The organism is Nocardia sp. NPDC004718 (genome assembly GCF_053601535.1).
Window position 1 is genome coordinate 286369 of sequence record NZ_JBSGCA010000001.1, and the last position, 22124, is coordinate 308492.

Genomic DNA, 22124 nt, shown 5'->3' on the forward strand with positions numbered 1-22124 from the left:
AGTGGCACACCACTGCGGCATCGGCCGAGAAGACCTCCGTGGTGTGCCACTCGTGCACGGTCAGGCCAGGGCGCGGAGGCGGGGGGCCAGGTCGCGCTGGAAGAGGTCGAGGAAGCGGCGCTGGTCGTGGCCGGGGGCGTGGAAGACCAGGTGGTTGAGGCCCGCGTCGATGTAGGGCTTGATCTGGGCGACGGCCTCGTCTGGGTCGCTGGCGACGATCCAGCGTTTGGCGATCTGCTCGATGGGCAGCGCGTCGGCGGCTGCCTCCATCTCGATCGGGTCGGTGATGCTGTGCTTCTGCTCCGGGGTGAGCGACAGCGGAGCCCAGAACCGGGTGTTCTCCCTGGCCAGTTCCGGATCGGTGTCGTAGGAGAGCTTGATCTCGATCATCCGATCGATGTCGTCGACGCTGCGGCCGGCCTTCGCCGCGCCCTCGGCGACAGCGGGCATCAACTTCTCGGTGTAGAGGTCCATCCCCTTGCCCGAGGTGCAGATGAAGCCATCGCCCGCGCGTCCGGCGTACCGCGCCACCAGCGGGCCGCCCGCGGCGACGTAGATCGGGACACCGCCCTTCGGCACGTCGTAGATGGAGGCCCCGACGGTCTTGTAGTACTCGCCGTCGAAGTCGACGCGGTCGCCGGTCCACAGGGCGCGCATCAGGTCGACCGCCTCGCGCAGGCGCGCGAAACGCTCCTTGAACTCCGGCCATTCGCCGGTGTATCCGGTGGCGATCTCGTTGAGCGCCTCACCGGTGCCGACACCGAGCATCACGCGGTCGGGATACAGGCAACTCATGGTGGCGAATGCCTGCGCGATCACCGCTGGGTTGTAGCGGAACGTCGGGGTGAGCACCGACGTGCCGAGCTGGATGCGCTGGGTGCGCTCACCGACCGCGGCCAGCCAGGCCAGCGAGAAGGGCGCGTGTCCGCCCTTGTGCCGCCAGGGCTGGAAATGGTCGCTCACGGTGGCACTGTCCAAGCCGTGTTGCTCGGCCAGCACCGCGATCTCGACGAGTTCACGGGGACCGAACTGCTCCGCCGATGCCTTGTATCCGAGCTTGAGTCCGCTCATCTGCACGCTCCTCGCGTTTCGTTTCGCCGCCATCGCGATCCGTCATCGACAGTAGTCAACGCTGCCGCCCTCCGCGCCGACGGCCCGACGCGGATGATCTTCACAGCGGAGAACACCGCGGCGGGGGCGAAATGTTTCTGCGGTGGCCGCCGCGCGGCGATAGCGGATAATGGCCGCGTGAGCGCAGACGACGAGCCGATCCTGTCCTACTTGACCGATATGGACGGCGTGCTGGTGCACGAGGACCATCTCATTCCGGGCGCCGACAAGTTCCTCGCCGAACTACGCGCCAACGAGACACCGTTCCTGGTGTTGACGAACAATTCGATCCGCACGCCGCGCGATCTGCAGGCGCGACTGCGGCACACCGGGCTCGACATCCCGGAAGAAGCGATCTGGACCTCCGCGCTGGCCACCGCCACCTTCCTGAACGAACAGCGCCCCAACGGCACCGCTTACGTGGTGGGTGAATCCGGCCTCACCACCGCACTGCACGAGATCGGCTACGTGCTGACCGACAGCGACCCGGACTACGTCGTCCTCGGCGAGACCCGCACGTATTCTTTCGAGGCCATCACCACCGCGATCCGGCTGGTCGAGCGAGGCGCCCGTTTCATCGCGACCAACCCCGACCCGACCGGCCCGTCCCGCGATGGCTCGCTGCCCGCGACCGGCTCGGTGGCCGCGCTGATCACCCGCGCCACCGGACGCGACCCGTACTACGTCGGCAAGCCGAACCCGCTGATGATGCGCTCCGCGCTGCGCCGCATCGGCGCACATTCCCAGTCGACGGTCATGATCGGCGACCGGATGGACACCGACGTCATCTCCGGCCTGGAAGCGGGCATGCGCACCATCCTGGTCACCTCGGGCATCTCCACCCGCGCGTCCTTCGAGGCCTACCCCTACCGACCCACGATGGTGGTGGACTCCGTCGCCGATCTGATCGGCAAGACCAGGTCGCCGTTCGAGGCCTGATCCACGCGTCCACCGACACACGACCGCGACCTGCGCTGCGGCCGAACGCTATTCCGGATGGCCGCCGGGGTGGTCATCCGCGGTGATCGCGTCCACCGCGGCGGACAATCTGGCGAGCACCTCGACGGTCAGCGCGAGTTGCTCGCGGCCGAGTTCTTCGGCGAACCGCCGCGCCATCACCGCGTGCTGCGGGTCGATCCGCCGGACCGCGGCCAGTCCCGCGTCGGTGATCGCGACGAGTTTCGCCCGGCGGTGTGCGGGATTGGGACGGTATTCGGCAAGGCCTTTGCCCACCAATAGATCCGCGATGCGCTGCACGCTCTGGCGGGTGATGCCCATTTCCCTGGCGATCCCCGCTACGGGCAACGGCGCTCGCAAGACCGCGCCGAGCACCTGCCACCAAGCGGCGGTGAGACCTGCCGGTCGCGCCATCTCCTCGGCGATCGCGAGGAATTGACCGTTCAGGCGGAACGACGTGATCGCCGCCGCGGCGAACAGCTCCTGATCAGCGTTCATGCTTCACCTCCCGAGGCCTCTCGCCGATCCGTACCCCGGACGATTCTCGCTTACGCGTGCTGCGCGTCGTATTCCGCCAGCACCGCCCATCCGGCCGGATCGGAGTGCGCGTACAACGCGTACCAGCCATCCAGCACATGCGGCTCGTACACGCCGAGCCTGCCGAGCACCTCGCGCGCGAACTCGAACGGCGCGCTCGCCCCGGCGGTGATGACGTCACCGTCGGTGACGGCCGGTTCGTCGACGTAGTGATGCGCGCCCGAATACCCGCTGTAGCGAAGGTATTCGGCGACGTTGCTGGTGTGCTCGCGGGTGTCGAGCAGGCCCGTCTTGGCCAAGCCGAACGTCGCACCGCACATCGCGGCGACCGGAACACCGGCGTCCACGAACTCGCGAGCCTTGTGCGCGAACGGATCCAGTTGCGGCCCCTCCCAGGTGTCCGCCCCCGGCAGGATCAACATCGCGCTGTCCGCGGGGGTCAGCTCGGCGAGCACGACGTCCGGCACGATGCGCATGCCGCCCATCGTCGTGATCGGCTCCACGGTCAGGCCGACCGTCTTCACCTGCCAGGTTCCCGGTTCCCGGTGCCAGCTCGGCTTGTTGATGTGCGCCGTCGCCGCGCCCACCTCCCAGTCGGCGAGCGTGTCGTAAACGGCCATGTGCACGGTCTTCAGCATGACAGTATGCTGTCATATTTGACAGCATACTGTCAATGAGAACGATCGCCGGCACTGCCCGCGAACCGGCAACTACGCTGAACCCATGCGAATTTCGGTGGCGGCGGACGAGCTGGTCGGAGTGGCCGCGGAACTGGTCGACGAACTGGGCAAGCGTGGCCACCAACTCGTATTGCACGGCGCGCTGTCCGACGAGGAACGCGACGACTGGGCGTGGGCCAGCGAAGCGGCCGCCCGCGATGTCGCCTCCGGCCACGCCGACCAGGCCGTCGTCTGCTGCTGGACCGGCACGGGCGCCTCCATCGCGGCCAACAAGGTCGCCGGGGTCCGCGCCGCGCTCTGCGCGGACGCCTCGACCGCGGCGGGCGCCCGCACCTGGAACGACGCCAATGTCCTTGCCTTGAGCCTGCGCTCGACCTCCAGCGCCGAGCTACGGGAGATCCTCGACTCCTGGTTCACCACCGAACCGAGCTCGTCCCCGGACGACCGGGCCAACATCGCCCATCTCACCGACATCGAGCGCACCGCCGATGCCTGACGAAGCCTTCTCCGCGTAAGGTGCGGCGTCGACAGCACGAAAGGGGACGCCCTCCCACCCGCGATGGCCACGAAACCCGGCGATACGGTCGAGGCATGTCCGTGCAGAGCGCCGGTGGCACATTCGGGAACTACTCGCTCGAACGCTTGCTGGGCCGTGGCGGCATGGGTGAGGTGTGGTTGGCACACGACCCTGAGGGCCGCGCCGTGGCGCTCAAGGTGCTGCCCGCGGCGTGTACCGCGGATTCGCTCTATCGGCAGCGCTTCGAGCGGGAGGCGCGGCTGGGAGCTCGGGCGCGCGACCCGCACATCGTGCCCATCCACGCGTTCGGCGAGGTCGACGGCCATCTGTTCTTGGAGATGGCCTACATCGATGGCGTCGACCTGGGCACCCGGCTGCGATCGGGCGCGCTGCCGCCGGATCAAGCCGTCGACGTCATCGCCCAGGCCGCCGAGGCGCTGGACGCCGCGCACGCGGCCGGACTCGTGCACCGCGATGTGAAGCCGGGCAATATCCTTTTGCACACCAGCGGTTTCGTATATCTGATCGATTTCGGTATCGCCCGCGCTGCCGACGGCACCGCGCTCACCGCCACGGGGCTGGTGGTCGGCACGCTGGGGTACATGGCGCCGGAGCGATTCACCGGCACGGTCGATGCCAGGTCCGATGTCTATTCGCTGGCCTGCGTGCTCTACGAGGCCCTCACCGGACAACCGCCCTACGGCGCGGGCGATCCGGCACAACAGATGCGCGCACATCTGATGGCCGAGCCGCCGCGCGCCTCGCTGGCGGCCCACGGCGTCCCGGCCGCGCTCGACGACGTCATCGCCCGGGGAATGGCCAAAGAACCGGACGAACGCTATAGCAGCGCGGGTCAATTCGCCGCGGCGGCGTCGGCCGCTCTGGCCCGGTCCACGGTTGCGCGACCGGCCCCGCCTCTCGCGGCACCGGCCGCCCGCCCGCGAACTCGCGTCCTGACCGCCGCCACTCCGGCGCAGCCGACGCCCGAGGTACGTTCACCCGCTCCCGCCGGGCAGCTCGATCGTCGGCGAAAGCGCCGATGGATACCCGTAGCCGCGGGGGCGGCGCTCGTCGTCGCGGCGGCGTTGTGGCTGCTGGGAGGCAGCATAGGGTCCGCGCCCGTCGCAGGTCCGACGACCCGCGAACCCGCTACGCCGACCGATACTCCGCTGCCCCCGACCGGCGGACAACCCGCGAATCCGGGTACTGCCGTGCGCGACGGAAACTTCGCTTTCACCGTGACCGATGTGGGCTCCGGCGGCGGTTCCCGAACGATCGTCACACTGACGGTCACCAACGTGTCCGACCGCGACCAAGTCCTCGACGTCACCGGTCAACGGCTGATCACCACCGCGGGCCGCTCCGTCGCACCCGACGCGGCGGCCACCGCCGGACTCAACCCGCCCGGCGACGACTTCGCACGCATCGCGCCCGGCCGCGCCGTGACGATCCGGCTGGCCTTCGACCTGCCGGGCAAGAACAAGAACGGCAGGAAGAACGACAAGAAAGACGACGTTCCCAGCCACTTGATCCTGCACGGTGCACAGTCTTCACCCGGCGTCACCGTGCCGATGTGACCGAGCCCTGCTCAGGCGAGGGCTTGGTCGAGATCCTGGAGCAGGTCTTCCACGTCCTCCAGACCCACCGAGATGCGGACGACGCCGTCGGACAGGCCGATGGTGGCCCGGCCTTCGGGGCCCATGGCGCGATGGGTCGTGGTCGCGGGGTGGGTGATCAGGGACTTGGCGTCACCGAGGTTGTTGGAGATGTCGACGATGCGCAACCGGTTCAGGACTTCGAACGCGCGCTTCTTCGCCTCGTTCTCGGGTGCGTTCAACTCGAAGGTGACCACGGTGCCGCCGCCGCTCATCTGGCTTGCGGCCAGCGCGGACTGCGGATGCGAATCCAGGAACGGGTATCGCACCCAGCTGACGGCCGGGTTGCTCTCCAGGAAGCGGGCGATGCGCAGCGCGGACTCCGACGAATGGCGCACCCGCAGCGGCATCGTCTCCAAGCCTTTGAGCAGCGTCCACGCGTTGAACGGGCTCAGCGCGGGGCCGGTGTGGCGCATCAGCGTCTTGACCGGGCCGTCGATGTAGTCCTTGGCGCCCAGGATGGCGCCGCCCAGCACGCGGCCTTGGCCATCGATGTGCTTGGTGCCCGAGTAGACCACCACGTCGGCGCCGAGTTCGAAGCCGCGTTGCAGCAGCGGGGTGGCGAACACGTTGTCCAGCACGACCTTCGCGCCCGCCGCGTGCGCCAGCTCGCTCACGCGCCGCACGTCGACCAACGTCTGCATCGGATTGGCTGGCGTCTCGAAGAAGACCGCCTGAGTGGGCACGGACAGCGCCTGTTCCCACTGGTCGAGATCCTCGCCGTCGACGAAGACGGTCTCCACGCCCCAGCGCGGCAGTATCTCGTTGCACACCACGAAGCACGAGCCGAACAGGCTGCGCGCGGCGACGAGCCGGTCGCCCGCGCCCAGCAGCGCGCCCAGCGCGGTGAACACCGCGGACATGCCGCTCGCGGTCGCGAAGCACGCCTCGGCGCCGTCGAGCAGGCGCATCCGCTCCTCGAACATGGCCACCGTCGGGTTGCCGTAGCGGGAGTAGACGAAATGTTCGACCTCGCCGGTGAACGCGGCCTCGGCGGCCTCCGCGCTCTCGTAGACGAAGCCGGAGGTGAGGTAGAGCGCCTCGGCGGTCTCCTCGAAACCGGAGCGCCGCAGCCCGCCGCGCACGCCGAGCGTCGCGGGGCCGACGCTCTCGGGCAGCGGCTTGTCGAACGCGCCGCCGGTGATCACGACTGCCGCCAGGGCAATCCGAGGGCGCGCCAGCCGGAGCCGCCGCGATGCCCGAATTCGTCGAGCGGGCCTTCGAAGCCCTCGAGCACGTTGTAGGAGGTGCGGTAGCCCGCCGAGGTGGCGGCGATCGCCGCGCCCACCGAACGCTGACCGGAGCGACAGAGGAAGACGACGGGAGCCTCGGGATCATGGCCGTCGAGCGCTTGCTTCAGCTGCTCGACGAACGCCTCGTTGCGCGCCCCCGTGGAATCGACCCACTCGATCAGCACGGTCGGCCGTTCGATCGGGCTCGTGTCGGGGACGCCGACGAACCTCCATTCCGCTTCCGTCCGCACGTCCACCAGGACGGCTTCCGGATTGTCCCGCAGCAGCTCCCAAGCCTGCTGAGGGGTGATGTCACCGGCATAACTCATGTGCACCTCCTGCGAATCCGCACTTGCCGCGCCCGGGACCAGGGCGCCGCCAGGTCGTCACCCGGAGCACCCCACCGCGGAGGAGGGTTGCCGACCAGCAATGCCGGGGCTTGACACTGGTTCTCATGACCTTCGACTGAGATTGCACCGACCCGGGTCACCGTGTCAAACCGTGTCGCACCCTGCGCGAACGCTCACGTGCATACCAGCCACTTGTCGCCGGACCTGGTGAGAGTCCAGGTCGTCGTCTTCTCCTGCCCACCCACCTTCGTGGTGACGGTCGCCTTGCCCCGGTCGCCGTCCACCATCGGCGAGTCGATTTTCGTGATCTCGACGGGCTTTCCGGCGCCGTCCTGGCCCGCCAGCGGTGAGTGGGCGGCGTCGAAGCCCTGGCACGCGGTGCCGGGCGGCGGTACGGCGTCGCTGCGGTTGGAGCCGTCCACGAAATCGCGGACGGCCGCCGTGATGCGGTCGGCGTCTGTGACATTTTTCTCAGCGGGCGACAGCACACCGCCGAGCACGATCGCGATCAGCACGATCGCCGCGACCACCGCGGCGGCGGCGAAGGGGACCACCGAGCGTTTATCGGTCTGATCGACCCGGATGATCTCGTCCTCGCCCGCGGTCGGCTGCTGTTCGGTCATGGCTCGATGATCCCTGGTCGGCGCGGGTATCGAGCGCTCGGCCCCGGGCAACAGCCCGGCGCGGCGCCGACCCGGGGCGAGCGGCGACGATAGACCGCGCGCGAGCGGGTAAGCGACAATCGTGGCTGTCGATGGCGTCCGTCGAGTTCACGCACCGACGCGGGGCGGCGTCGGCCATCCCGATAGAATCGCGGGACGGCGGCCTGCTGTCATAGCGAATCGGCAGCTCTACGCCGCGGCGAATGGAGCACCGTGCAGCCACGAGCCGGCAACGCCGGCGTCCGCACCGGACGGGTGCGACCGAGCCGGTGCGTCAACTTAGCCTAAGCTAAGCCCGACGTCATTAATTGTTTCGACCATAAAGGTGCGCGTAAAGAGATGACCGAACAGAGTGCAGTAGAGGATGGCGGTGTCCGCGAGCCCTCCGTGGTGACGCAGGCTTCCTCCTCCGGGCCTGACGCGCACACCGCGAAGACCCGCCCGCTCCGCATCGCGATCGTGGGCGCCGGACCGGCCGGGATCTACGCCGCCGACGCCTTGATGAAGTCCGATGCCGAGGTGTCGATCGACCTCTACGAGCGCATGCCCGCGCCGTTCGGCCTGATCCGCTATGGCGTCGCACCCGATCACCCCCGCATCAAGGGCATCATCACCGCCCTGCACAAGGTCCTCGACAAGCCGCAGGTGCGCCTGCTCGGCAACATCGACTACGGCACCGACATAACCCTCGACGACCTGCGGGCCTTCTACGACGCGGTGATCTTCTCCACCGGCGCCAACGCCGACCGCGCCCTGCCGATCCCCGGCATCGACCTCGACGGCTCCTACGGCGCCGCCGACTTCGTCTCCTGGTACGACGGCCACCCCGACGTCCCCCGCACCTGGCCGCTGGAGGCGGAGAAGGTCGCCGTCCTGGGCGTCGGCAACGTCGCCCTCGACGTCGCCCGCGTGCTGGCCAAGACCGGCGACGAACTGCTGCCGACCGAGATCCCGCCGAACGTCTACAAGGGCCTGGTGGCCAACAAGGCCGTCGAGGTGCACGTCTTCGGCCGCCGCGGTCCCGCGCAGGCCAAGTTCACCCCGCTGGAACTGCGCGAGCTCGACCATTCGCCCACGATCGAGGTCATCGTCGACCCCGAGGACATCGACTACGACGAAGGCTCCGAAGCCGCGCGCCGTCACTCCAAGCAGGTCGACATGGTCGCCAACACGCTCGAGCAGTGGGCCATCCGCGACGCGGGCGACCGGCCGCACAAGCTGTTCCTGCACTTCTTCGAATCCCCCGCCGAAATTCTCGGCGAGAACGGCAAGGTCGTCGGCCTGCGCACCGAGCGCACCGAGCTCGACGGCACCGGCAACGTCAAGGGCACCGGCGTGTTCAAGGACTGGGACGTGCAGGCGGTGTACCGCGCCGTCGGCTACCTGTCGCAGAACTTGACCAACCTGCCGTTCGACGACCAGGCGGGCACCGTGCCGAACGAAGCGGGCCGCGTGCTCGTCGACGAGAACGCCGACGGCGCCGCGCGCTACCTGCCCGCCACCTACGTCACCGGCTGGATCAAGCGCGGCCCGGTCGGCCTGATCGGCCACACCAAGGGCGACGCCAACGAGACCATCGCCTGCCTGCTGGACGACGCTCCCGGCTTCACCCCGGCCGAGCGGCCCGACCCCGAGGCCGTCATCGAATTCCTCGAAGGCAAGGGCATCCCATTCACCACCTGGGCCGGTTGGTACCGCCTCGACGCGCACGAACGCTCCCTCGGTGAGCCGGAGGGCCGCGAGCGCGTCAAGGTCGTCGAACGCGAGGACATGCTGCGCGCCAGCGAACCCCACAAGGTCTGATCACCCCGCAGTGACCGCCTCCGCCGCCATCGCGACACCCCTGCTGTGGCAGCGGAAAATCCGACCCTGAGGCATTCTGTACAAGTGTTCGATGCCCACCTGCACATTTTCGACCCGCGGTTTCCGCTGGCCGAGAACGAGGGCTACCTGCCCGACCCGTTCACCATCGCCGATTACCGGAAGCGCATGGCGCGCTACGACGTCAGCGGCGGCGCCGTGGTCAGCGGGTCGTTCCAGGGCACGGACCAGACCTACCTGAAGGCCGCCCTCGCCGAGCTCGGCGAGGGCTGGGTCGGCGTCACCCGGCTCGATCTGGACGCCTCCGACGAGGAGATCCTCGAACTGGACCGGATCGGTGTGCGAGCACTGCGTTTCAACCTCAAGCGCGCGGCCACCGACATCGCCGGAATGACGTTGCAGGCGCTGCGCGCGTACGAACTGGCCGGCTGGCACGTCGAGGTCTACATCGACGGCACGATGCTGGCCTCGTTGCAACCGGTCATCTCCAAGCTGCCCGCGCTGTCGGTCGACCATCTGGGCATGTCCGCCGAAGGGCTGCCATTCCTGCTGGATCTGGTCGACCGCGGAGCCAAGGTCAAGGCGACCGGTTTCGGCCGGGTCGCGATGAACGTCGCCGACACGCTGCGCCGCGTGCACGCGGTGAATCCGGAAGCCCTCATGTTCGGCACCGATTTGCCCGGTACCCGAGCCGGACGTCCGTTCCGGGACTCGGACGTGGATCTGCTCTGCGACGTGGTGGGCACCGACATGTACGCGGTGCTGGAGGACAACGCGCGCGCGTTCTATCGACTCCCGGCCCGCGAGCGCGTCGTCCGCGAGGGGCCGGCCCCCACGCTGCCGCTGTACCGGCCCGAACCGCCGACCCTCCGGCTGCGCCGCGACGAACTCCCGGGAAGCCGCGCGGGCGACACGATCCCGTTCCCCGCCATCGATAGGTAGCGCTCAGACGGCGAACACACCGGCGAGCCACACACCTGTTGCGAGCAACGCGCCGAAGAGTTCGATCAGGATGGACAGTCCGACGCCCTTCAACGCGTGCACGGTCGCCTGCCACGCCTCCCGGTTGACGCGCAGCCGCTGGAGTTCCCAAAGATAAACGCCGAGAACGAAGCCCACGAACAGGCCGATCACCGGAATCACGAAGAAGCCGATGACGCCGAGTAGCGCGCCGAGCAGGACCGCGCGGTTGGACACTCCCGCGTCTTTCATCCTGCGTCCCGGCCAGGTGTATTTGACGACGCCGGAGAGCACCAGCAGCACCGTGCTGATCGCGAAAACCGCCCAGGCCGTGGCGCCCCCGGTGAGAAAGGCCCAGACGGCGATGGCCGCGAAGATCAGGATGACGCCAGGCAGGATCGGCACGACGATGCCGACCAGACCGACCAGAATCGCGAGACCGGCGAGAAGGTTGTACCACCCCTGATCAGAAAGCGCTTGCACACGTGCAGCCTAGGACCGGGCGGCCGAACGGGCGACTCGTCGTCGAACCCGTCGTCCATCCGACCCCGACGTTATTGTCATACTGTCAATACATCCCTCCCGGCCGCGTTCGGGAGGACGCGCCGGGCCGCCGGTGCGCTGGATCAACGACGAACCGAGGTAGGGCGTGAGCACTCCATCCACCGCCAAGCAGGGCCCGCTCGCGGGCATCAAGGTCATCGAGCTGGCCGGGATCGGTCCCGGTCCGCACGCCGCGCTGCTGCTCGCCGATCTGGGCGCCGACGTGGTGCGGGTGCAGCGTGCGGGCCAGCTGCCGGGCGGGTTCGACCGTCCGCAGCTGCGCGGCCGGACCATCGTCGAGGCCAACCTCAAGGACCCCGCCGACATCGAGAAGGTCCTCGGCCTCGTCGAGAAGGCGGATGTGCTGATCGAGGGCTTCCGCCCCGGCGTCACCGAGCGGCTCGGCATCGGCCCGGACGACGCGCTCGCCCGCAACCCGCGCCTGGTCTACGGACGGATGACCGGCTGGGGTCAGGAGGGCCCGCTGGCCGATCGCGCCGGACACGACATCAACTACATCTCCATCACCGGCGTGCTGCACGCCATCGGCCGTAAGGGCGAACGCCCGGTCCCGCCGCTGAACATGGTCGGCGATTTCGGCGGCGGCTCGATGTTCCTGGTGTTCGGCATCCTCGCCGCGCTGGTCGAGCGGCAGCAGTCCGGCAAGGGCCAGGTGATCGACGCGGCCATGGTCGATGGCGCCCTTGCCCTTTCGCACATGATCTGGGGCATGCGCGGCGCGGGCGCCTGGTCCGATGAGCGTGGCGTGAACCTGCTCGACACCGGAATGTCGTTCTACGACACCTACGAAACCTCCGACGGCAAGTACATGGCAGTGGGCGCGATCGAACCGCAGTTCTACGCCCAGTTGCTCGCCGGGCTGGAGATCGAGGCGGACGGCCTGCCCTTCCAGCTCGACCCCGCCGGTCAGGAAACGCTGAAAAAGCTCTTCGCCGAACGTTTCCGGACCAAGACCCGGGACGAATGGGCCGAGATCTTCGTCGGCACCGACGCGTGCGTGTCTCCCGTGCTGACATTCGACGAGGCGACGCGAAACGAGCACATCGCGGCGCGCGGCTCGCTGCTGGAGCTCGACGACATCACCCAGCACGCCCCCGCGCCGCGATTCTCCCGCACTCCGAACGGGATTCCGACCCCGCCGCCCACCACCGCCACCCCGATCGAGACGGTCTGGGCCGACTGAGCGCCGAGCGGGGTGGCATGGCGCCACCCCGCTTCGCGGCTGGTAATTGAAACTTGTAACATACCAACCGGTTCGACAGTTCGGCACCGGGCCTGCCATACTGTCCGCGAGCAGGTGGCTTTCGAGAATCGCGAACCTCGTCCGGTCCGCTCCTTGACCGCTGCTCGAGCTGGAGGCCTCCGCGCCGTGCGAGCTTCTGCACACCGCCCGAGCACGACGAGGGCCAGCCCCGAGGGGTGGCCGGCCGATCGTGCTCGGCGGTGCTCGGAGGGGACATACCGCCGGCGGAGGCTCTCCCCAGCGACGAAATCGCCTCAGTAGCAGGTCAACGGTGTCAACGGGTCGGCGGCGCGTGGCGTGAGCGCCACATAGGCGGACGCGATGGCCTTGACCGCCAAACGCAATTCGGGTTCCTGGTGGGTGAACGGCAGCCGCAGGAACCGTTCGAACGCGCCTTGCACGCCGAATCGTGGCCCGGCGGCCAGCAATACGCCATGGTTGGGAGCCGTGGCCGCCAGCGCCGTGGAAACCGAGGTCGGCAGCTGCGCCCACACCGACATGCCCCCCGCGCCGACGGTGACGCGCCAGTCCGGCAGTTCTTCGGCGAGCGCGTCGAGCAGCGCGGCACGCTGCGAACGCAATTGATCCCGGCGCCGGTCGAGGATCACCTCCGCGTGCTCGAGCAGGTGCACGGTGGCCAACTGGTCCATGACGGGGGTGCCGAGGTCGACCGTGGAGCGGATGCCGAGCAGCTTGGTGATCAGCGCCTGGTTGGTCCGGATCCAGCCGACGCGCAGACCGCCCCAGAACGATTTCGAGGCCGAGCCGATGGTCACGATCTCGGATCCCTTGGCGAAAGCGGCGACCGGCGGCGGCGGGTTGTCCGCACCGAGCCCGAGATCCGCCATGGACTCGTCGATCACGATGGTCATCCTGGTGTCCCTGGCGATGGCGGCCAGTTCGGCGCGGCCCTCGGCGTCGAGCAGCAGGCCGGTCGGGTTGTTGTAGTCCGGCACCAGATAGGCCAGGCTGGCCGCGGTCTGCCGCGCGGCACTGCGGACGCCGTCGAGATCCCAGCCGCCCGCCGGGTCCTCCGGGCGCAGCGGCACCGGCACCGGCCGGGCGCCGACGTCGCGGATCGCCTCGATGGCGTTCGGGTAGGTCGGGTGGTCGATGAGCACGCGGGCCGCGGGCGCGGTGAGCACGTTCAGCAGCAGGCGCAGGCCGTGCTGAGCGCCGAGGGTGACCAGGATCTGATCGGGCTCGGTCGGCAGCCCGCGCGCGGTGTAGCGGCGGGCGATCGCCTCACGCAGTGCCAGCACACCGACCGGGTCCATGCCGTGCGTGCCGAGGTAGGCGGGAATGCCCTCCAGGGCAGCCGAATACGCGTCCTGCATCTCCAGCGGAGCGGCCATGGCGGCATAGGTCATGTCGACGGTGGGCAATTCGGGCGAGCCCATCATGGCCAGGATGCTCCGCGCCGGCTTGACGCCGTCGTGCTGCACGTCGCGGGGCAGGGCCACCGTGCTGCGCGAGCCCTGGCGGCTGATCAGGTAGCCGTGCTCGCGCAACAGCGCGTAGGTGGAGGTGATGGTGGTGCGACTGACCCCGAGGGTGCCGGCGAGATCCCGTTCGCTGGGCAAGGCGACACCCAGCGGCGCGCGCCCGTCGTGGATCAGCAGCCGGATTCCTTCGGCGAGTGCCAAGTAGGCCGGGCGACTGGAGCGCCGCCCGGCCGAATCCGGATCGCCGTCGTGCGCGTGCCGCCAATGGCCCAGATCGCGAGCCAGGCTGCCCGCGCCGATCACTCTTGTCGCCATACGGTCCAGTATCGGACGATTGGATATTTATTGGCAAGGCCAGTGGCGCGCACCCTGACGGACATGATGCTCGCCACCCTGCTCCTGGCCGCCTTGCTCGGCTCCCTGATCTACCGATTCGCGCCGGAACGCGACACGCGCACCTTCCGCCTCGAACGCTTCCACCCCGGTACGCCGATGTCCGACCAACCCCTCTCGTACTACGACCACCAGCGGCGATACTCCGATCTCGCGGCGATCTACGGCCGTGGCGACGCACCGCACCAAGGCCAGTTCCGCTAAACTGGACTGCTAATTGCGAACTTGTCGGTCCCGCGGTGCAGACTTGGCTCATGAGTGACGCCACTCGCCTCGCCACCGATCCTCCGGCGAACGAAGCCACCGAGCCCGTGGCCTCCGGCCGTCCCACACCGTACGGCCCGGTCGCGGCGACGCTGTTCGATACCGCGATCGGCTGCTGCGCGATCGCATGGAGCAGCGCAGGGGTGATCCGATTCCAACTTCCGGAGGCGAGCCCCGCGGCCACCCGAGCGCGCATCACCCGCGCTCGCGCGGGCGAGAAGCTTCATGAGCAGCCACCCACCGAAGCCATTGCCGAGGCGATCGCGGGCATCCGCGCGCACCTCACGGGGGAACTCGACGACCTGCGGTGGATTGCCGTTGACACCAGTGGAATTCCGGAGTTCCACCGCGCCGTCTACACCGTCACACGTGCCATCGACCCAGGCCACACCCTCAGTTACGGCCAGGTCGCCCATCGCGTGGGCGCGCCAGGCGGCGCTCAGGCGGTCGGCCAGGCCTTGGGTCGCAACCCGATCCCGTTGATCATCCCGTGCCACCGTGTACTCGCCGCCGACCACGCCCTGCACGGCTTCTCCGCCCCCGGCGGCATCGACACCAAGCAGCGTCTACTGACCATCGAGCGCACACCGGGATTCGGCGAGCCCACCTTGTTCTGAGCGACCACGCCCGACCGGTGCGGCGCCCAGGTCCTGGTCTCGGAGTCATGGATACGCCAACGGACCGATGAATTCGCTCAGTTCGCATCGTCCTATGAGCGAGACATCGGCGACACCCGCCGATCCGGAACGAAAGTGAGCTGGCCATGGAGGCTGTGACATCGACCGATGGCACCGTGATCGCGTTCGATCGGCAAGTCGGCGGCGACAACGGAGTCGTGATCTTGATCGGCGGCGCCTTCGGTTTCCGGAAATTCCCCAAGATGGTCGAGTTGGCCGCGGCACTCGCCGAGCAGCACCGATTGACGGTGATCAATTACGACCGACGCGGCCGCGGCGACAGCACGGATTCGCCCGGTGTCTACGACGTCGACCGCGAGATCGATGACATCGCCGCTTTGATCGAGGCCGCGGGCGGTACGGCGGCGTTGTTCGGGTGGTCCTCGGGCGCCGCGCTCGCGCTACGGGCCGCCGAGTCCGGCCGAGTGAAGGGCATCACGAAAGTCGTCGCGTTCGAGCCGCCATTCGTGGTCGACCGGGAAGGGTTCGTACCAGAGGCCGATCTGGAGGCGCGCCTGCACGAACTGATCGCCGCGGATTCTCGCGGGGACACCGTTCGGTTCTACATGACCAAAGCCATGGGACTCCCGCGTGTGATGGCCGCCGTCATGCGATTCACCCCCTTCTGGAAAGACTTGTGCGCCACCGCTCCCTCCACCGCGCACGACTGGGCTGTGATGCGCGACTTCATGCGCGGCGAGCCGCTGCGGCCCGCGGACTGGTCCGGAGTCGGTGTTCCCACCCTGGTCATCGCCGGCGGCAAATCCGACGCGCTACTGCGGAAGGGAGCCCGCGCCATCGCCGCCGCACTTCCCGATGCCGTCTTCCGGGAGATTCCCCGGCTCAGCCACAATCCGAACATCGGGCTTCTCGCCCCCGTCGCGGGTTCGTTCCTTACCGGCGCCGAGCAGCCCGCCGGGTAGTACGCGGCGGCTCAGCGCAAGGGATGCGCACGGAAGAATTCGCACGCGTCCCCGGTGATGTAGCCGTCCTCGCAGCCGAAGTACGTCTGGATGCAGACGTTCGTCGAGCAGCCGAGTTCGATCAATTTCTGCCTGATCCGGGCGTTGCGCTCCTGCGGCGTCTCGGTCTTCGTCGCCACCGTCGCCGAGGGACGCGCGGAACTGGTGACCGGTTGCGGCTGCCCGTCCGAGCACCCGGCGGCCAAGAGCAGACCCGCCGCCGTGGCAGCGATCACCGCGGCCGCACGCAACCTCATTTTCCGCTCCCGGACTCGCCGCGCATCAGCGCGCCCAGGGACTCGCGATCGGTGACGTCCATCTTGATGCAGGCCCGGTAGAGATGGCCTTCGACGGTGCGCACCGAGACGGTGAGCCGGTCGGCGATCTGCCGGTTGGACAGGCCCGCGGCGACGAGGTTGGCGATCTCCCGTTCCCGCGCGGTCAAGGGCAAGGGTTGCGCGGCCTGCCGCAGCGCGGGGGTGCTCGCTCCGCCGCAGGCGGCGGCGAGCCGGTTGGCGGTGGCGGCGGACTCCAGCAACTTGCGCCGATCCCCGGCTCGCTCGTGGGCCGATGCGGCCTGCGCCGCGGCGTCGGCGGCCGACAACAGCGCGCCGATGCGCTCGAATTCGGCGGCGACCGAGTCCAGCCCGGGTCCGTCGTGGTCGGCGAGCGCCACCGCGTGCCGAGCCTGCGCCTGTACCAGCCGTCCTTCCACTCGCTCGGCCAGTTCCGCCAGTCGTCCGGAGACGGAATGGTCGCCGAAGCGGGCCGCGGTGTGCAGCGCCATGGCCTCGATGGCGTGCTGATGCGAACGCGCGGCCGCGTCGGCGGCGCCCACCGCGATGCGGATGGCAGGCGAGACAGTTCCTTCGGCGGCGGCCAGCCAAGCGCGCGCCACTTCCAGCTGCGGTTCGTACACGGCACTGTGCCTGCCGCCCCGCGCGGTGGCGTGCGCGATCGACTCGGAGGCATCGCCGGCCCGCCCGAGTGCCGAATACGCCTCCGCCAGACGGATTCGCGCGGGGAACATCCACGCGGCCGCGCCCTCCGCGGCCAATGCGGCCAGTGCCTGTTCCAGATTCTCGATGCCGTCCAGGAACCGGCCCTGCGCCACATCGACGGTTCCTTGCAGGATCTTCGACATGCCCCAGGCCAGATACTGGCCCGGCGAGGAGAAGCCGACGAATGCCCCGGCGCAGCGCCGCGCGGCCTCGAGATCGCCGGCGAAGGTCAGGGCGAGCACCTCGGCGTGCGTGGACATGAAGCGGTTGAGCCCGTCGATGTGCGCTTCCACCTCGTGCCCGCGGGCCGCGTACTGCCTGGCCGCCTCACCCTTGCCCATCAACGCCGACGCCAGGCCGCCGCCGAACGACGCCCACCACACCGCCCACGGCGGTGCGCCGTCGGCGGACATCACCGTCTCCGCCTCGGCGATCGCGTCGTCGACCCGGTTCTCGTTGACCAGACTCGCCGACGCCAGGCCGGTGAAGATGGCCGCGATCTTCGGATGCCGCACCTTCGCGCGCACCAGCTTCAGCACCTCGTCGGCGCGATCGGCATCGCCCATGGCCCACAACAGGTTCGCCACCCTGGTGCTGCCCCAGCGCGCCAGCTGCACCTCGTCGAGTTGGTCGGGATCGAAGCTGGCGAGGGTGCGCTCGGCCTCGATCCGGTGACCCTGCCACAGCAGGGCGCGCGCCAGCAGGTCGGCGGCCTCCACGCCGCCGCGCCGCTCCACCGCGGCGCGGGCGAAGCGCTCGCCCAGCGGCAGATTCGCCAATCCGATCGCGTCGGCCGCCGCCGCCTCGAACAATTCCAGATCCGCGGATTTATCACTGTCCAGCGCCAATTCGGCCAGGCGGATGCGGTCGGCGGCGGAGTTTATCCGGCGGTCCTTGAGCGACGAATACAACCTGCCGCGCAAACGCCGCGCCGAGGCGATGCCGAGCCTGCGGCGGATCACCTCACCGAACAGCGGGTGGTTGTAGCGCACGATCAGATCTTGGGAATTCTCCACCACCCGGATCACCCCGCGCGTTTCGGCGGCTTCCACCGCGTCCTCGCCCGCCAATTCGGCGAGGACGTCGAGATCGATCGGTTCGCAGAAAGTCAGCAGTTCCAGCACCCGCAGCACCGGCTCGGGCAACTGCTCGACGCGGTCTTCCAGCAGCGCGGCCAGCTCCGAGGTCACCGCCGCGCGCCCACGCAGTTGCCACACGCCGTTGACCTGACGCAGCGTGCCCGCCTCCAGCGCACCCTCGACCAAATGCCGCAGGAACAACGCGTTTCCGGCGGAGGATTCCCACATCAGATTGGCGGTGAACCCCTCCAGTTGCCCACCGAGCATCGATTCCACCAGTTCGACGCTCTGGCGCTGGGTGAAGGGGCGCAGGTCGATGCGCGTCAGATGGCCGTCTTTCCACAAGGAGGTGACCGCGTCCGGCACCGGGACTCCGCTACGCACGGTGACGACGATGTGGGCGGCTTTGTCGATGGCCAGTTGCAGCAGCAGCGTGGCGGAGAGCTGATCCAGCAGATGCGCGTCGTCGACCCCGATCACCGTGTTCCCGTCGGCGAGCAACGCCTCGCGCGCCGCCGACATGAACGTGACCGGATCGTGCGCCGTATAGACGCCGACCATATGCGCGAACACCCCCAGCGGAATGCTGCGCGCCGACTCGGTGCCCGCCACCCAGCGGACATTGCCGCCGATCGCGGAGGTGGCATGCCGGGCAAGGGTGGTCTTGCCCACCCCCGCGTCACCGGTCAGTACCACGCCGACGTGCTCCGGACCGGTCAGCGCCGCACGGATCGCCTCGAATTCGCTCTCGCGCTCGATCATCGGCCAGTTCCGAGCCATGCTCTAACTGTAGTTCTTCACCGATCATGATCGAAGCCGAGCGAGCACGATAGATATGGCGAATTTCTGGTGATCTTGCCGAATTTCCGCTGGCCCACGCGGAATTCGAACAGGTTCTAGCCGAGTACGTCGTGCCGGACGATGGTCTGATCCCGCCCGGGACCCACGCCGATGCAAGAAATCCTGGCGCCGGACAGCTCCTCCAAACGCAACACGTACGCCTGGGCGTTGGCGGGCAGCTCCTCGAAGGTACGCGCGCCGGAAATGTCCTCCCACCAACCGGGCATTTGCTCGAAAATCGGCTTCGCGTGATGGAATTCGGTCTGCGTGGTCGGCATTTGCTCGACCCGCTCGCCGTCGATCTCATAGGCGACGCAGATCGGCACCGTCTCGAGACTGGAAAGAACGTCCAGTTTGGTGAGGAAGTAGTCGGTGATGCCGTTGACCCGGGTGGCGTAGCGCGCGATCACCGCGTCGAACCAGCCGCAGCGGCGGGCGCGCCCGGTGGTGACGCCGACCTCGCCGCCGGTCTTGGCCAGGTAGGCGCCGAACTCGTCGAACAGCTCGGTCGGGAACGGTCCGGAACCGACCCGGGTGGTGTAGGACTTCAGGATGCCGAGCACCGTGTTGATCTTGTTGGGTCCGATGCCCGCGCCGACCGCCGCGCCGCCCGAGGTCGGGTTCGACGACGTGACGTACGGGTAGGTGCCGTGGTCGACGTCGAGCAAGGTGCCCTGCGAACCCTCCAGCAGCACCGTCTCACCACGCTCGAGCGCGAGGTTCAGCTTCAGCCTGGTGTCGGCGATCCGGTGCTTGAAGCTGTCCGCCTGGGTCAGCACCTCGTCCACCACCTGCTGTGGATCCAGCGCGCGGCGGTTGTAGATCTTGACCAGCACCTGATTCTTGAACTCGAGCGCCGCCTCGACCTTCTGGGTGAGGATCTTCTCGTCCAGCACGTCCGCGACGCGCACGCCGACGCGCGCCACCTTGTCCTGGTAGCACGGCCCGATCCCACGGCCGGTGGTGCCGATCTTCTTGTTGCCGAGGAAGCGTTCGGTGACCTTATCGATGGCCACGTGGTACGGCATGATCAAGTGCGCGTCGGCCGAGAGCAGCAGCCCGGAGGTGTCGACGCCCCGCTGCTCCAGCCCCGCCAGCTCGTCCAGCAGCACGCCGGGATCCACGACTACACCGTTGCCGATGACATTCGTCACGCCCGGGGTCAGGATGCCGGAGGGGATCAGGTGCAGGGCGAAGTTGTCGCCGTTGGGCAGCACCACGGTGTGACCCGCGTTGTTGCCGCCCTGGTACCGGACCACCCAGTTCACCCGACCACCGAGCAGATCGGTTGCTTTGCCCTTCCCCTCGTCGCCCCACTGGGCGCCGATCAGGACGATTGCCGGCATGGTCGTGTCTCCTACGGTTCGACAGGCAACACTGGTGTGTTGCAGCTACCTGCCGTACTGAGGCGGTGGCCGGAAGCACAGTCTAGCCGACCCGTCCCCGGCGGCATCGCAGCGCATCTCGTCGTAGGCTCGACAACCGTGTGGTCCCGGCCGGGCAGGGCTAAGGTTGCACGGCACGCCGAGCGGCAGCGCGGCGGGCACGGGCGAGCCGCGGCTCGGGTTCGCCCGCCAATGGCGAGGGGCCCGACGGTGTCGGCTCGAACCGAGGAGGGTGTACGGCAGCTTGAGTACCCATGTTCTCCGCTGCGACGGCGCCCCCGTACCCATCGCGCTCGCGGCGCTGCCGACCACCCAGACGGCCGCCATCCCCGATCCCGCCGTGATCGACGAGTTGCTTCCCGTGCTGGCCGCCGACAGCCTGCCGCGCCTGATCGTGCTGGGTGAGGACGCCGCGCTGGCCGCGGTGCTCACCCATCTGATGCGCACCGAGCGCCTGCACGTGGAGATCGGGTACGTGCCGGTCGAGAAGACCTACGCCGCACGCGCCTACCAGACCGGCACCGGCAACGCCGCCGCCAAGCGCGCCATCGAAGGCCGCGCCGTCGAGACGCCACTGGTTCGCGACGACACCGGCAAGGTGCTCGCGGGCCGGGCGGTGATCACCGGCATCGGCGGCGAGCGGCTCGAGGGTGAGGCTTATGTCGACGACACCCTGCTGTTCTCCGGTGACGTGACGGCCATGCTCGTCTCGCCGTGCCTGGAACCGCCCGGCGTGCGCGCGGCCGTGCGGCGAAGGTTCCGCAAACGGCGCTGGGTCGAGGGGCGAGCGGTGCAACTCGGCACGCCAGGCGCCATCGTCACCAGGGACGGCGTCCGCACCGATCGCCCGGTGCCGCGCTCGAGTTTCTACCGCCATCACGAACCCTGGCTGCTGGTGCGATGAGTTTCCCGACCAACCGCCGAGCGCGTGCGGTCCGGCCGAGCCCGGTATTCCTGCTCGTGGTGGTCGTGACCGCGATCGGCGGCGCGCTGGCCTGGGACGCCCCGCTGGACTCCACCAGAGCCAAGGCCGGTGTGTTCGTCCTCGTGGTCTTCGGTTGGGTGGTCTCGCTGTGCCTGCACGAGTTCGCGCACGCGTACTCGGCGTGGCGCGCGGGTGACCGCGAAGTGGAGTTGCGCGGCTATCTGACGCTCAACCCGCTGAAGTACAGCCATCCGCTGCTGTCGATCGTGTTGCCGATGGTGTTCATCGCGCTCGGCGGGATCGGCTTGCCCGGCGGCGCGGTCTACGTGCACACGCACAATGTCGCGCCGCGCACGCAGCGGATCATCAGCGGCGCGGGGCCCGCCGTGAACGCGTTGTGCGCGGTGTTGCTGCTGGCGACCGTCCGGATCTGGGGCAGCTCGGCCACTCATCCCGCGTTCTGGTTCGGCGTCAGTTTCCTTGCCTTCCTGCAGATCACGGCGACTCTGCTGAATCTGATCCCGCTGCCGGGACTGGACGGCTACGGCATCGTCGAGCCGTCGCTGAGCTACCAGACCCGCCGCTCGCTCGACCAGTTCAAGCCGTTCGGCATGCTCATCCTGTTCGCGCTGCTGTTCACGCCCGCGATCAATCAGGTGTTCTTCGACGCGGTGTACGCGCTGTTCGAACTGTCCGGGGTTCCGTCGAATTGGTCGCGCTACGGCGGCTACCTGACTCGGTTCTGGACCTGATCTCCGGCGACTCGCCGTACACGTGGGCGCGGGGCCGCCCGGTCGGTTGCCGGGCGGCCCCGCTTCTTCGCCGCTTCCGATCCGCCCCCCTTCCGGCTGCCACACCCCTTGGC

The 22124-nt window shown here is 68.6% G+C and carries 22 protein-coding genes and 1 riboswitch; of the genes, 11 read left to right on the forward strand and 11 right to left on the reverse strand.

Annotated elements, in window-relative coordinates:
• Positions 1-60: 60 nt before the first annotated feature.
• The gene (fgd, locus tag ACWEH3_RS01530) at positions 61-1071 is read right to left on the reverse strand and encodes a glucose-6-phosphate dehydrogenase (coenzyme-F420) (protein ID WP_450015365.1); all 1011 of its coding nucleotides are present in this window, start codon (positions 1069-1071) and stop codon (positions 61-63) included.
• A gap of 219 nt (positions 1072-1290) precedes the next feature.
• On the opposite strand from fgd, the gene ACWEH3_RS01535 reads away from it, so the two are divergent.
• On the forward strand, positions 1291-2049 hold the full coding sequence (locus tag ACWEH3_RS01535; RefSeq protein ID WP_450015565.1) for an HAD-IIA family hydrolase: 759 nt from the start codon (positions 1291-1293) through the stop codon (positions 2047-2049).
• Positions 2050-2097: 48 nt separating this feature from the next.
• Here ACWEH3_RS01535 and ACWEH3_RS01540 read toward each other — a convergent pair whose 3' ends face one another.
• On the reverse strand, positions 2098-2565 hold the full coding sequence (locus tag ACWEH3_RS01540) for a MarR family winged helix-turn-helix transcriptional regulator (protein ID WP_450015363.1): 468 nt from the start codon (positions 2563-2565) through the stop codon (positions 2098-2100).
• 50 nt (positions 2566-2615) lie between these two features.
• On the reverse strand, positions 2616-3242 hold the full coding sequence (locus tag ACWEH3_RS01545; protein ID WP_450015361.1) for a type 1 glutamine amidotransferase family protein: 627 nt from the start codon (positions 3240-3242) through the stop codon (positions 2616-2618).
• 85 nt (positions 3243-3327) lie between these two features.
• On the opposite strand from ACWEH3_RS01545, the gene ACWEH3_RS01550 reads away from it, so the two are divergent.
• Positions 3328-3780, forward strand: a complete 453-nt coding sequence (locus ACWEH3_RS01550; protein ID WP_450015359.1) for an RpiB/LacA/LacB family sugar-phosphate isomerase — start codon at positions 3328-3330, stop codon at positions 3778-3780.
• A 95-nt stretch (positions 3781-3875) separates the two neighbouring features.
• On the forward strand, positions 3876-5378 hold the full coding sequence (locus ACWEH3_RS01555; protein ID WP_450015357.1) for a serine/threonine-protein kinase: 1503 nt from the start codon (positions 3876-3878) through the stop codon (positions 5376-5378).
• A gap of 11 nt (positions 5379-5389) precedes the next feature.
• Here the strand turns inward: ACWEH3_RS01555 and ACWEH3_RS01560 are convergent, their stop codons facing one another.
• The 3 genes from ACWEH3_RS01560 to ACWEH3_RS01570 form a co-directional block, all read right to left on the reverse strand.
• Positions 5390-6604, reverse strand: coding sequence for an O-succinylhomoserine sulfhydrylase (locus tag ACWEH3_RS01560; protein WP_450015355.1), 1215 nt, complete (start codon positions 6602-6604; stop codon positions 5390-5392).
• A complete protein-coding gene (locus ACWEH3_RS01565; RefSeq protein WP_450015353.1) occupies positions 6601-7017 on the reverse strand; it encodes a rhodanese-like domain-containing protein in 417 nt (138 codons plus the stop codon). The genes ACWEH3_RS01560 and ACWEH3_RS01565 overlap by 4 nt, the downstream gene beginning before the upstream one ends.
• A gap of 14 nt (positions 7018-7031) precedes the next feature.
• Positions 7032-7148, reverse strand: a riboswitch (SAM riboswitch).
• A 63-nt stretch (positions 7149-7211) separates the two neighbouring features.
• A complete protein-coding gene (locus ACWEH3_RS01570) occupies positions 7212-7661 on the reverse strand; it encodes an Rv0361 family membrane protein (protein ID WP_450015351.1) in 450 nt (149 codons plus the stop codon).
• 378 nt (positions 7662-8039) lie between these two features.
• On the opposite strand from ACWEH3_RS01570, the gene ACWEH3_RS01575 reads away from it, so the two are divergent.
• Together ACWEH3_RS01575 and ACWEH3_RS01580 are read left to right on the forward strand one after the other, a co-directional pair.
• Positions 8040-9503: an FAD-dependent oxidoreductase gene (locus tag ACWEH3_RS01575; RefSeq protein WP_356962821.1), complete on the forward strand. Its 1464-nt coding sequence runs from the start codon at positions 8040-8042 to the stop codon at positions 9501-9503.
• 84 nt (positions 9504-9587) lie between these two features.
• Entirely contained in the window at positions 9588-10463 is an 876-nt protein-coding gene (locus ACWEH3_RS01580; protein ID WP_450015348.1) for an amidohydrolase family protein, read from the forward strand.
• 3 nt (positions 10464-10466) lie between these two features.
• Here ACWEH3_RS01580 and ACWEH3_RS01585 read toward each other — a convergent pair whose 3' ends face one another.
• Entirely contained in the window at positions 10467-10964 is a 498-nt protein-coding gene (locus ACWEH3_RS01585; protein WP_450015346.1) for a DUF456 domain-containing protein, read from the reverse strand.
• A 166-nt stretch (positions 10965-11130) separates the two neighbouring features.
• Here ACWEH3_RS01585 and ACWEH3_RS01590 point away from each other — a divergent pair, with 166 nt between their 5' ends.
• Positions 11131-12228, forward strand: a complete 1098-nt coding sequence (locus ACWEH3_RS01590) for a CaiB/BaiF CoA transferase family protein (RefSeq protein WP_355071553.1) — start codon at positions 11131-11133, stop codon at positions 12226-12228.
• A 314-nt stretch (positions 12229-12542) separates the two neighbouring features.
• Here ACWEH3_RS01590 and yczR read toward each other — a convergent pair whose 3' ends face one another.
• The gene (gene yczR / locus ACWEH3_RS01595; RefSeq protein WP_450015344.1) at positions 12543-14048 is read right to left on the reverse strand and encodes a MocR-like transcription factor YczR; all 1506 of its coding nucleotides are present in this window, start codon (positions 14046-14048) and stop codon (positions 12543-12545) included.
• Positions 14049-14078: 30 nt separating this feature from the next.
• Here yczR and ACWEH3_RS01600 point away from each other — a divergent pair, with 30 nt between their 5' ends.
• The 3 genes from ACWEH3_RS01600 to ACWEH3_RS01610 all read left to right on the forward strand — a co-directional run bounded on the left by ACWEH3_RS01600 (position 14079) and on the right by ACWEH3_RS01610 (position 15990).
• Complete coding sequence (locus tag ACWEH3_RS01600; protein WP_452358247.1) at positions 14079-14330, forward strand: hypothetical protein; 252 nt, start codon at positions 14079-14081, stop codon at positions 14328-14330.
• Between the two features lie 50 nt (positions 14331-14380).
• Positions 14381-15007: a methylated-DNA--[protein]-cysteine S-methyltransferase gene (locus ACWEH3_RS01605; RefSeq protein WP_450015340.1), complete on the forward strand. Its 627-nt coding sequence runs from the start codon at positions 14381-14383 to the stop codon at positions 15005-15007.
• Between the two features lie 146 nt (positions 15008-15153).
• Complete coding sequence (locus ACWEH3_RS01610; RefSeq protein WP_450015338.1) at positions 15154-15990, forward strand: alpha/beta fold hydrolase; 837 nt, start codon at positions 15154-15156, stop codon at positions 15988-15990.
• 11 nt (positions 15991-16001) lie between these two features.
• Here ACWEH3_RS01610 and ACWEH3_RS01615 read toward each other — a convergent pair whose 3' ends face one another.
• The 3 genes from ACWEH3_RS01615 to ACWEH3_RS01625 all read right to left on the reverse strand — a co-directional run bounded on the left by ACWEH3_RS01615 (position 16002) and on the right by ACWEH3_RS01625 (position 20295).
• Entirely contained in the window at positions 16002-16286 is a 285-nt protein-coding gene (locus ACWEH3_RS01615) for a hypothetical protein (RefSeq protein ID WP_450015336.1), read from the reverse strand.
• Complete coding sequence (locus tag ACWEH3_RS01620) at positions 16283-18889, reverse strand: LuxR C-terminal-related transcriptional regulator (protein ID WP_450015334.1); 2607 nt, start codon at positions 18887-18889, stop codon at positions 16283-16285. The genes ACWEH3_RS01615 and ACWEH3_RS01620 overlap by 4 nt, the downstream gene beginning before the upstream one ends.
• A gap of 116 nt (positions 18890-19005) precedes the next feature.
• Complete coding sequence (locus ACWEH3_RS01625) at positions 19006-20295, reverse strand: adenylosuccinate synthase (RefSeq protein WP_450015332.1); 1290 nt, start codon at positions 20293-20295, stop codon at positions 19006-19008.
• A 283-nt stretch (positions 20296-20578) separates the two neighbouring features.
• Between ACWEH3_RS01625 and ACWEH3_RS01630 the strand changes: the two genes are divergently transcribed.
• Positions 20579-21238 (forward strand): hypothetical protein, encoded by a 660-nt coding sequence (locus ACWEH3_RS01630; protein ID WP_450015330.1) that lies wholly within the window; start codon positions 20579-20581, stop codon positions 21236-21238.
• Complete coding sequence (locus ACWEH3_RS01635) at positions 21235-22011, forward strand: site-2 protease family protein (protein ID WP_450015328.1); 777 nt, start codon at positions 21235-21237, stop codon at positions 22009-22011. Before ACWEH3_RS01630 ends, ACWEH3_RS01635 begins: the two co-directional genes overlap by 4 nt.
• The last annotated feature ends 113 nt before the right edge of the window (positions 22012-22124 follow it).